Origin of the sequence: Luteibacter sp. UNC138MFCol5.1 (assembly GCF_900110505.1) — a bacterium.
Classification (GTDB): domain Bacteria; phylum Pseudomonadota; class Gammaproteobacteria; order Xanthomonadales; family Rhodanobacteraceae; genus Luteibacter.
This window is the reverse complement of sequence record NZ_FODZ01000011.1, coordinates 18,950-29,024: the sequence shown is the minus strand read 5'-3', so window position 1 is coordinate 29,024 and position 10,075 is coordinate 18,950. Positions and strand designations below refer to the sequence as shown.

Below are 10,075 nucleotides of genomic sequence, written 5' to 3'. Positions count from 1 at the left end.
ACTCGACCCTCAACTACCTTCCGCCAGCAGAATTCGAAGCACTGGCGGCTCAATGCTCCTAGCTCGTGGTCCAGGAAAGTCCAGCCACTACAACCCGGCCGCGACGGCTTTTCGCGATAAGGCGGCAGGGCCTGTCGCTCCCGGCTCCAACGGCCTCGCGGCCAGGGCCGCCCCCACCCACGGGGAGGGGCCGCGATCAGAAGGCGGGGAGTACCGCGCCGCCGTAGGTCTTCTCGATGAACGCCTTCACCTCCGGCGAGGTGAGCGCCTTCGCGAGCTTCTGCACGCGCGGGTCGTCCTTGTTGTCCGGGCGGGAGACGAGGAAGTTCACGTACGGCGAATCCTTGTCCTCGATGAGCAGCGCATCCTTCACGGGATTCAGCTTCGCCGCCAGGGCGTAGTTGGTGTTGATCAGCGCGAGGTCCACCTCGCCCAGCACGCGCGGCAGCATCGCGGCTTCCAGTTCGCGGAACTTGAGGTTCTTCGGATTGGTGGCGACGTCCTTGAGCGTGGCGAGCCGGTCGTTCGGATTCTTCAGCGTGATCAGCCCGTGCTTCGCCAGGAGGAGCAGGGCGCGGCTGTTGTTGCTCGGGTCGTTCGGGATCACGACGTCGGCGCCGTCGGGGAGCTGGTCGATCGAGGTGTACTTCTTCGAATAGGCTCCGAACGGCTCGATGTGCACGCCTGTGACCTTCACCAGGTTCGTTCCGCGCTCCTTGTTGAAGGCGTCGAGATAGGGCTCGGTCTGGAAGAAGTTGACGTCCAGCTGCTTCTGCGCGACCTGCATGTTCGGCTGCACGTAATCGGTGAACACGCGGATCTCGAGGTCCACGCCTTCCTTCGCCAGCAGCGGCTTGATCTCCTTGAGGATCTCCGCGTGCGGCACGGGCGTGGCGGCGACGCTGAGCTTCGCGCCACCGTTGCTACCGTTGTCGGCGCCGCCATCGCCACCGGAGCAGCCCGCGACGAGCAGGGCCAGGGCGGTAGCGAGGGGAAGCAGGAGGTTCTTCATGGCGGCGGACCGTCGCTCTTGTTGCGGTGCGACAGCATAGACGTCCATACCGCCGGATGCAAAACGGCACCCGCCACCGATCAGCGCCGGCTGTAGCGTCCCACGAGGCGATCGCCGATGGACTGGAGGATCTGGACGAGCACCACCAGCAGCGCGACCGTCACCAGCATGTAGTCGGGCTTGTAGCCGTTGTAGCCGTACTGGTAGGCGAGGGCGCCGAGGCCGCCGGCGCCGACGATGCCGCCCATCGCCGTGTAACCGACCAGCGCGACCGCGGTGACGGTCGTGGCCGCGATCAGGCCGGGACGCGACTCGGGCAGCAGCACCCGCGTGACGATCTGCGCCGTCGTGGCGCCCATGGCCTGGCTGGCCTCGATCACGCCGCGATCGACCTCGCGCAGCGCGGTCTCGACGAGGCGGGCGAAGAAGGGCGCCGCGCCGATCACGAGCGGCACGATCGCACCGCGGATGCCGATGCTCACGCCGGTGATGGCCTGCGTCACCGGAATCAGCAGGATCATCAGGATGATGAAGGGGATCGAGCGGAGCACGTTCACCACGAGCGAAAGCACGCCGTAGAGCTTCGGCCTGGCATGCAGCTGGCCGCGCGCGGTGAGGAACAGCCACACGCCGAGCGGCAGGCCCAGCACGAGCGTGAAGAGCAGCGAGCCGCCGAGCATCAGCAGAGTGTCGAGGCAGGCCTGCGCGATCTCCGGCCAGTCGATGTTGGGGAACAGGGTCTGCATGGGGCTCATCGGGCCACCTCCTCGATGTCGACGTCGGCGGCGCGGATCTGCGCGAGCGCGTCCTCCAGGCGTTCGCCGTTCATGGCGAGCGTCAGTTGCCCGTAGGGCACGTCCTTGATCCGGTCCACCCGGCCGGACAGCAGGTTGTATTCCACGCCGGTATCGCGCACGACGCGCGACAGCAGCGGCGAGTAGGTCGCGTCGCCGCGGAAGGAGAGGCGGAAAAGCCGCCCCGTCACGCCCGGAAACTCGGGGCCGCGACCCTCGCGGTGGTCCGCCTCCGCGACGAAGCGGCGCGTGGTCGGGTGCCGCGGATGGAGGAACACGTCTGCGACGGGACCCGATTCGACCACCTGGCCGGCGTCGAGCACGGCGACGCGATCGCAGACGCGGCGGATCACGTCCATCTCGTGCGTGATGAGCACGATGGTCAGTCCGAGGCGGCGGTTGATGTCCGCCAGCAGTTCGAGCACCGACGCCGTGGTCTGCGGATCGAGCGCGCTGGTCGCCTCGTCGCAGAGGAGGATCTTCGGCTGGCTGGCCAGCGCGCGCGCGATGCCGACGCGCTGCTTCTGTCCACCGGACAGCTGCGCCGGATACTTGCGGGCGTGCGCGGTCAGGCCGACCAGGTCGAGCAGTTCGTCGACGCGCGCGGCGATGGCCATCTCGTCCATGTCGCCGTGCAGGCGTAGCGGGAACGCGACGTTGTCGGCGACGGTGCGCGACGACAGCAGGTTGAAGTGCTGGAAGATCATGCCGATGCCCGCGCGCAGCCGGCGCAGGTCCGCGCCGTGGGCCTGCGTCACGTCGCGGCCATCGATGAACACCTGGCCGGAGGTGGGGCGTTCCAGCAGGTTGATCAGGCGCAGCATCGTCGACTTGCCGGCACCGGAATGACCGATGATGCCGAAGACCTCGCCGGCCTCGATGGCGAGGTCGACGGGATGCAGGGCGGGGACGAGCGTCCCGTCCACGGAATAGGACTTCGACGCGGCGGCGAAACGGATCACGGGCGATGGCTCATTGCCGATAAGACGGCCCATGGTAGCCGAAGGAAGGCCTGCGGGCCGCCAATCGGGCGTAGACTCTGCCCGGTCCCGCCCTCAAGGAAGCCGCGCCATGGCAAGCATCTACGATTTTTCCGCCCGCGACATCGACGGCAACGAACGCTCGCTCGCGGAGTTCCGCGGCAAGGCGTTGCTGGTGGTGAACGTGGCCTCGAAGTGCGGCTTCACGCCACAGTACAAGGGGCTCGAGGCGTTGCAGAAGTCGTTCCACGAGCAGGGGTTCGAGGTACTCGGCTTTCCGTGCGACCAGTTCGGGCATCAGGAGCCGGGTGACGAAGCCGAGATCCGCGACTTCTGTTCCCTCACGTACGACGTGAGCTTTCCCATGTTCTCGAAGATCGAGGTCAACGGTGACGGCGCGCATCCGCTGTATCGCTGGCTGAAGAGCCAGAAGAAGGGCCTGCTCGGCACCGAGGGCATCAAGTGGAACTTCACCAAGTTCCTGATCGACCGCGAGGGCAACGTCGTGGACCGGTATGCACCGACGGATACGCCGGAGAAGATCGCGAAGGATCTGCCGGGCGTTCTGGCGGGGTGACAGCGCCATGTAGGGGCGCGCCCTGCGCGCGACATCTTTTCGCGAAGCGCACCGGGACCTGTGGCTCACGGCCCCAACACATGTCGCGCGCAGGGCGCGCTCCTAAAGCGGGTGTTACTTCGGGAGTTGCAGGGGATTCCGCTCGGCGTCCGGCGTCGCGCCCACCACGCGGATCTCGCTCTGCGCGTACGGGAATGCCGTCCGTAGGAGCGCGCCCTGCGCGCGACATCTTTTCGCGAGGCGTACCGGAACCTGTGGCTCACGGCCCCAACACATGTCGCGCGCAGGGCGCGCTCCTACAATCGCGTCGCTTCCTCCGCCAGCATGACCGCGATCGCGTCGACTTCCGCGGACACGGGGGCCGTCGGCGTCGGCGTGCGCGACGGCGCATAGTTGTTCAGCACGATCGCGAAGGCTAGCCGCTGGCCTCCTTTCGTCGTCACGTACCCCGCGAGCCCGTTGACGAAGCTCATGCTGCCCGTCTTCGCCACGACGTTGCGCTCGGCGGCCGTGCCGCGCATGCGCGTCGCGAGCGTTCCATCGACGCCGGCCACGGGCAGCAAGGCCTTCCAGCGTTCCGCCAGGGTCGATGAGGCCATGTCGGCGAGCACGCGCGTCAGCGATGCCGCGGTGGTCAGGTCGTGGCGCGACAGACCCGTGCCCTCGTTCATGGTGACCGCGGTCGGCCCGATGCCCCGGCCCGCGAGCCATGCCCGCAGGGCGCCGGCCGCGCGTTCCTCGGCCGGTCCCGGACCGGCGGCCTCGAGGCCGGTCAGCTGGAAGACGCTCTGCAGGTAGAGGTTCTGGGAACGCTTCAGTCCCGCCCGCAGGATGTCCAGCAGGGGTGGTGACGGGACGCTGGCGAGCACGGTCCCGGCTGGGGAGCCCACCGGCCAGCGGACGCTGCGGGTCGCACCGTCGACACGGATGCCATGCGCGACCAAGGCCTGCCGCAGGCGGCGGGCCGCCGTCAGGGCCGGATCGGGCATCGACAGACGGCCGCGTCGCGTCGCGCACACCTCGTCGCTTCCGCACGCGGCGCCCGGGGCAGGCACGAAGACGGTGGCGCTGCCGGGAGCCCGGTACATCGACGACGGGCCGGCCGCGGCGCCCGTGACGTCGACCGCGACGGCGGCGTCCTCCGGGACGACGCGGGGAACGCCATTCCCCGGCACGGTGACGGTGAGCGTGTTCTCGTCGATCGTCAGCGCACCGGCTTCCGCACCGTAGGCGGTCTGCAGATCGGAGGCTTCCCATCCGGCGCCGATGGGAGGGCCGGCGAAGGCGGTGTCGTCCCCCACCACGCCGCCGTCGATCCGGCGCAGGCCCGTCGCGGCGAGCTCGGTGGCGAGGCGGTCGGCCCAGCCGTCGCCCGACAACGTCGGGTCGCCGCGGCCGCGCAGGACCAGAGGGCCATGCAGCCGCCCCTTTCGTATCTCGCCGCCCGCGAGCACGTCGGTGTGGGTGCGGTAGTCCGGGCCCAGCGCGTCGAGCGCGAAGGCGGCGGTGTACAGCTTCGCGGTGGAGGCCGGCAGCAGCAGGCGCCCGTCGTCGTGCGCGTACACCGTGCGGCCATCGTCGAGCGAAACGACCGAAATGCCCCAGGACGCCGAGGCGAAGCGCGGCGCCGCGATGTGGGCGTCGATGCGCTGAGGCAGGGTCTGGGCCTGGGCGGGAAGGGCGATCAGGAAGAGCGCCGCGAGCGCCCAACGGCGGATCGGGCCAACGTACTGTGGCAAGCGCCCTTCGCGCATCAGCCGAGCCACGAGGGCTGGGTCTTTTCCAGGAAGGCGGTGAGACCGTCCTGGCCTTCGGGCGAGACGCGGAGCTTCGCGATCAGGGCGGCGTTCGTGGCATCGGTGGCTTCCATCGCCGCGGCGTCCATGCCGCCCATCCCGAGCGCCAGACGCTTGGCCTCGGCCTGCGCGACCGGTCCACCCTTCGTGAGCAGGCCCAGGACGCGCTCGACGGCGGCGTCCAGCTCGTCGGCCGGGACCGTTTCGTGGACGAGCCCCATCGCCAGCGCCGCCGGCGCGGTGAAGATCTCGCCCGTGAGGAACAGCCGCCGGGCCTGGCGAAGTCCGATGGCCGCGACGACATAGGGGGAGATCACCGCCGGCACCAGGCCGAGCTTCACCTCGGACAGCGCGAACTTCGCGCCGTCGGTCGCGATGGCGATGTCGCAGCACGCCACGAGTCCCACGCCACCGCCGAACGCCGCGCCGTTGACGCGCGCGACTGTCGGCTTCGCAAGAAATTGCAGGCGGCGCATGAGCCGGGCCAGCCGCAGCGAATCCTCCCGGTTGTCTGCCTCCGACGCCGCGGCCATGCCGCGCATCCAGCGCAGGTCGGCACCGGCGGAAAAGCTCGCGCCCGTCCCGGTCAGCACCACCGCGCGGATGGCCGGATCGCGCTCGACCGCGTCGATGGCGTCCGTCAGGGCGGCGATCAGCCCATCGTCGAAGGCGTTGTGCACCTCGGGGCGGTTCATGACCAGATGGGCGACGTGGCCCTTGGGGATCAGCTCGACGGCAGGCATGCGCAACGCTCCGGATTCACGGCCACCGATCATAAACGCTGAAAGGTCCGCGACGTTTCGCCGGTCCATGCTCGGGAAGGTGTGGGTGCGGCGTCCGTCGGGATGCAGGCACACGCCCGAAGGCATATAATGCGAACAGTTCTTATTTGAGTAAGCCCAGTGCGCCTCTCCGACGCGCCGAAAGGTGCCAATGCCGTGGTCCAGTCCGTCAGCGATGCCCATCCCGCCGATCCGATCGCGCAGCGCCTGCGCGATCTCGGCTTCGTCGCGGGCGAGCCGGTGCGACTCGTCGCGCGCGGCCCGCTGGGCGGCGATCCGCTGCTGATCCAGATCGGGTCGACCCGCTTCGCCCTGCGGAAGAGCGAGGCGGCCCGCGTGGACGTGTCGGTGGAGAACGCCGCGTGAGCGCCGCCGCCCTGCGTATCGCACTGGTGGGCAACCCGAACTGCGGCAAGACCGCGCTGTTCAACCAGCTCACCGGCGGTCGCCAGAAAGTGGCCAACTACGCCGGCGTCACCGTCGAGCGCAAGGAGGGCCGCTTCGTCGCGCCGTCCGGCCGCGTGCTTCATATCCTGGATCTTCCCGGCGCGTACAGCTTCGATGCGACGAGTCCGGACGAAGCGATCACGCGCGACGTCTGCCACGGACGTTACCCGGGCGAAGCCGCGCCGGATCTCATCGTCTGCGTGGCCGACGCCACGAACCTGCGCCTGCACCTGCGCTTCGTGCTCGAGGTGCGCCGACTCGGCCGGCCGGTGGTGCTCGCGCTCAACATGATGGACGCCGCGCGTCGGCGCGGCATCGCCATCGACGTCGCGGCGCTGTCGCGGCGCCTCGGCGTGCCGGTCGTCGAGACGGTCGCCGTGAAGCGCGGCGGCGCGAAGGCGCTGATCGAACGCATCGACGCGAGCGTGCCGGACATCGTGCCCGCGGCCATCGACGTCGCCGGCGTCGAGCAGCTGCACGCGGAGGTCCGCTCGATCCTCGCCGACACGGTGACGATGGCGCGCGACACCGTGGCGATCGACGACGCGATCGACCGCTGGGTGCTGCATCCCGTGTTCGGGCTGGCGATCCTCGCCACGCTCATGTTCTTCATCTTCCAGGCGGTGTTCTCCTGGGCGCAGCCGATCATGGACGGCATCGAGGGCGGCATCGCCGCGCTCGGTACCTTCGTCACGGGGTTCCTGCCGGAAGGCAGCGCGCTGCACAGCCTGCTCAACGACGGCCTGTTTGCCGGCCTGGGCGCGGTGCTGGTGTTCCTGCCGCAGATCTTGATCCTGTTCCTCTTCATCCTCGTGCTCGAGGAATCGGGCTACCTGCCGCGCGCCGCGTTCCTGCTCGACCGCCTGATGTTCCGCGTCGGACTGACGGGCCGGGCGTTCATCCCGCTGCTGTCGAGCTTCGCCTGCGCCATTCCCGGCATCATGGCCACGCGCAGCATCCAGGACCCGCGCGACCGCCTGACCACGATCCTGGTCGCGCCGCTGATGACCTGTTCCGCGCGCCTGCCGGTCTACACGCTGCTGATCGCGGCGTTCATTCCGGATCGCGCCGTGTGGGGCGTGTTCAACCTGCAGGGCATCGTGCTGTTCACGCTGTACTTCGCGGGCATCTTCAGCGCGCTGGGCGTGGCGTTCGTCATGAAACGACTGCGCAAGGACAAGAGCGAGCATGCGCTGATCATGGAGTTGCCCTCGTACCGCCTGCCCAACGTGCGCGACATCGCGCTGGGCCTGTGGGAACGCGCGCTGATCTTCCTCAAGCGTGTCGGCGGCATCATCCTCGCGCTCACCGTGCTGCTGTGGTTCCTCTCGAGCTTCCCGGGGCCGCCGGAAGGCGCGACGCAGCCTGCCATCGACTACAGCATCGCCGGCCGGCTCGGCCGCATGCTCGAGGTGATCTTCGCTCCCATCGGCTTCAACTGGCAGATCTGCATCGCGCTGGTCCCGGGCCTCGCCGCCCGCGAAGTGGCGGTGGCGGCGCTGGGAACGGTCTATGCGATGTCCGGCAGCGACGACTCCGTCGCGTCGCAGCTCGGGCCGCTGATCGCCAACGAGTGGTCGCTCGCGACCGCGCTGTCCCTGCTGGCGTGGTACGTGTTCGCGCCGCAATGCATGTCCACGCTGGCGGTGATCCGCCGCGAAACCAATTCCTGGCGTAACGTCGCCGTGGCCGCCGGTTACCTCTTCGGCCTGGCCTACCTCGCGTCGTTCGCCACGTATCAGATCGCGAGGGCGCTTTCATGAGCACGTTCGAACTGGTCCAGGGCGCGATCATCGGCGCCGTCGTCGCCGCCAGCGCGTTCACGGCGTTTCGCAAGCTGTTGCCGAAGACGTCGGCACGCTGGATGGCCCGGATGTCGGCGAGCCTGAATCGCGACGGTCGCGCCGCATGGGTGCGCGCCTTCGGTCGCCGCCTGCAACCCGCCACCGCCACGGGAAGCTGCGGCGACGGCTGCGGATCGTGCAACAGCTGCGGCCCGGTGCAGCCGCGCACCGAGGCGCAACCGCTGCACTTCAAGCCGCGCACCCGGTAGGAGCGCGCCCTGCGCGCGACATGTTCTGAGGCGATGCCCGGGAGCTGGCGCGCCAGCCGTGAGCACCGGTCCGAGAAGATGTCGCGCGCAGGGCGCGCTCCTACCGGGTCGCGCGCGTCCTGAACGTCACGAAGGCACATCCTCGGCCGATTCCCTTCGCTTCCTGCGCAGCGTCCACCAGCTCACCGCCAGGTTCACGGTGAACCATGCGCCGATGAGCGCCAGCGGCCATGCGATGACGGCGGGCCAGAGGATCGCGATCGTCGTCAGCACGAGCGCCGTCGCCGCGCCGGCGAGCAACGGCCCCGTCTCCGTGTCGCCCAGCACGCGGTGCTGGGTGATCGCGGCACCTACCGTATTGGCGATGCGCAGGGCGCCCGCGGCCGCCCGGCTCGAGCTGCCGCCGGCGCGATGAGGGCGGGGCGGGCGAGGCGAACGGCTGCGCATGCGCTCGTTGCCGGAGCGACGGCCGCGGCCGCGCAGCAGGATCTCGGTGGCGTTCTCCAGATCCGTCTCGTACCGCTCCTCGAGCTGGCGCGCGAAACCGGCATCCTCGATCGCGACGTCGATTTCGCGATTGCTCAGCCAGCTGGCGATATTGAGGTTGGACGAACCGACGCGCGCCCAGCGGCCGTCCGCGACGGCGGTCTTCGCGTGCAGCATCGAGCCGTTCCATTCGAACACGCGGATACCCGCCTTCAGCAGGGGACGGTAGCCGGATCGCGACATGCTGGCGACCATCGGGATGTCGCTGGTGCCCGGCACGAGCAGCCGCACGTCGACGCCGTCGCGCGCGGCGGCGGACAGCGCCTGGACGTAGGGCGCCACGCCGACGAAATAGGCGTCGGTGAGCCAGAGCGTCTTGCGCGCCATCGCGGCGACCATCTGATCGAGCCGGTACATGCCCGCCGTGCTCGGCTGCGTCGCGATGAGGCGCAGCGACACGTTGCCCGCGTCCGCCATGGTCGCCAGCGGCCGGATCCGCTCGTCGTCGGGCAGGGCGTCGCCGGTTTCGCGCCAGCTGTCGGCGAACGCGTGCTCGATTTCCGCGACCGCGGGACCGCGCAGCATCACGCCTGTGTCGCGCCACGGCGGCACGTCGCGGCTGGGATCGCCCAGCCATTTTTCGCTGATGCAGACGCCCGAGAGGAACCCGGTCTCGCCGTCCACCACCAGTACCTTGCGATGATCGCGGCTCACCCAGCCGAACGAACTGCCGAGCCGCGGCGGGTTGTAGATGCGGACCTGCCCGCCGGCGTCGCGCAAAGGCTGCCAGAAGGCGGAGCGCGACTGCCCGAGACAGCCGGCCCAGTCGGCGATGACCGCCACGAAGACGCCGGCCTTCGCGCGCTCGACCAGCGCGTCGAGGAACGCCTTGCCGACCGCGTCGTCGCGGATGATGTAGTTCTCGAGGAACACATGGCGGCGCGCGCCCGCGATGGCCGCCAGCCACGCGTCGAAATGCGCGCGCGCGTCGATCAGCAACTCGACCGCGTTGCCGCCGATCAGCGGCGCGCCCGCGCTGCGGCTCAGCGCCTGCTCGGCGAACAGGCGGCTGGAGAAACCCATGGTGCGTTGACGGACGTTCATGATGCGGAGTGTATCGGCATCCCATGTGAACGCGGGGCCGGGGT

At 69.4% G+C, this 10,075-nt stretch carries 10 protein-coding genes; 4 read left to right on the top strand and 6 right to left on the bottom strand.

From position 1 onward, the window contains the following. Positions 1–196: 196 nt before the first annotated feature. The 3 genes from BMY69_RS18825 to BMY69_RS18815 form a co-directional block, all read right to left on the bottom strand. Positions 197–1,012, bottom strand: coding sequence for a MetQ/NlpA family ABC transporter substrate-binding protein (locus BMY69_RS18825; RefSeq protein WP_090181186.1), 816 nt, complete (start codon positions 1,010–1,012; stop codon positions 197–199). Positions 1,013–1,092: 80 nt separating this feature from the next. Continuing rightward, complete coding sequence (locus BMY69_RS18820) at positions 1,093–1,767, bottom strand: methionine ABC transporter permease (protein WP_090053721.1); 675 nt, start codon at positions 1,765–1,767, stop codon at positions 1,093–1,095. Then, on the bottom strand, positions 1,764–2,768 hold the full coding sequence (locus tag BMY69_RS18815; protein ID WP_090181185.1) for a methionine ABC transporter ATP-binding protein: 1,005 nt from the start codon (positions 2,766–2,768) through the stop codon (positions 1,764–1,766). Before BMY69_RS18815 ends, BMY69_RS18820 begins: the two co-directional genes overlap by 4 nt. 109 nt (positions 2,769–2,877) lie before the next feature. Between BMY69_RS18815 and BMY69_RS18810 the strand changes: the two genes are divergently transcribed. Further along, positions 2,878–3,363, top strand: coding sequence for a glutathione peroxidase (locus BMY69_RS18810; protein WP_090053718.1), 486 nt, complete (start codon positions 2,878–2,880; stop codon positions 3,361–3,363). A gap of 296 nt (positions 3,364–3,659) precedes the next feature. Here BMY69_RS18810 and dacB read toward each other — a convergent pair whose 3' ends face one another. Together dacB and BMY69_RS18800 are read right to left on the bottom strand one after the other, a co-directional pair. Next, positions 3,660–5,102: a D-alanyl-D-alanine carboxypeptidase/D-alanyl-D-alanine endopeptidase gene (dacB, locus tag BMY69_RS18805; protein ID WP_177191221.1), complete on the bottom strand. Its 1,443-nt coding sequence runs from the start codon at positions 5,100–5,102 to the stop codon at positions 3,660–3,662. Between the two features lie 14 nt (positions 5,103–5,116). Then, positions 5,117–5,902 carry an enoyl-CoA hydratase-related protein gene (locus BMY69_RS18800; RefSeq protein WP_090181180.1) on the bottom strand — a complete coding sequence of 262 codons (786 nt, stop codon included), beginning with the start codon at positions 5,900–5,902 and terminating at the stop codon, positions 5,117–5,119. 159 nt (positions 5,903–6,061) lie between these two features. Between BMY69_RS18800 and BMY69_RS18795 the strand changes: the two genes are divergently transcribed. From BMY69_RS18795 to BMY69_RS18785, 3 genes are read left to right on the top strand one after another with little or no spacing between them, the layout of a single operon-like run. Continuing rightward, positions 6,062–6,307, top strand: a complete 246-nt coding sequence (locus BMY69_RS18795) for a FeoA family protein (protein ID WP_090053713.1) — start codon at positions 6,062–6,064, stop codon at positions 6,305–6,307. Then, complete coding sequence (locus tag BMY69_RS18790) at positions 6,304–8,151, top strand: ferrous iron transporter B (RefSeq protein ID WP_090181177.1); 1,848 nt, start codon at positions 6,304–6,306, stop codon at positions 8,149–8,151. The genes BMY69_RS18795 and BMY69_RS18790 overlap by 4 nt, the downstream gene beginning before the upstream one ends. Further along, positions 8,148–8,441, top strand: coding sequence for a DUF6587 family protein (locus BMY69_RS18785; RefSeq protein WP_090181176.1), 294 nt, complete (start codon positions 8,148–8,150; stop codon positions 8,439–8,441). The genes BMY69_RS18790 and BMY69_RS18785 overlap by 4 nt, the downstream gene beginning before the upstream one ends. Before the next feature lie 126 nt (positions 8,442–8,567). Here the strand turns inward: BMY69_RS18785 and BMY69_RS18780 are convergent, their stop codons facing one another. Next, on the bottom strand, positions 8,568–10,031 hold the full coding sequence (locus BMY69_RS18780) for a phospholipase D-like domain-containing protein (RefSeq protein WP_090181174.1): 1,464 nt from the start codon (positions 10,029–10,031) through the stop codon (positions 8,568–8,570). Positions 10,032–10,075: the final 44 nt, after the last annotated feature.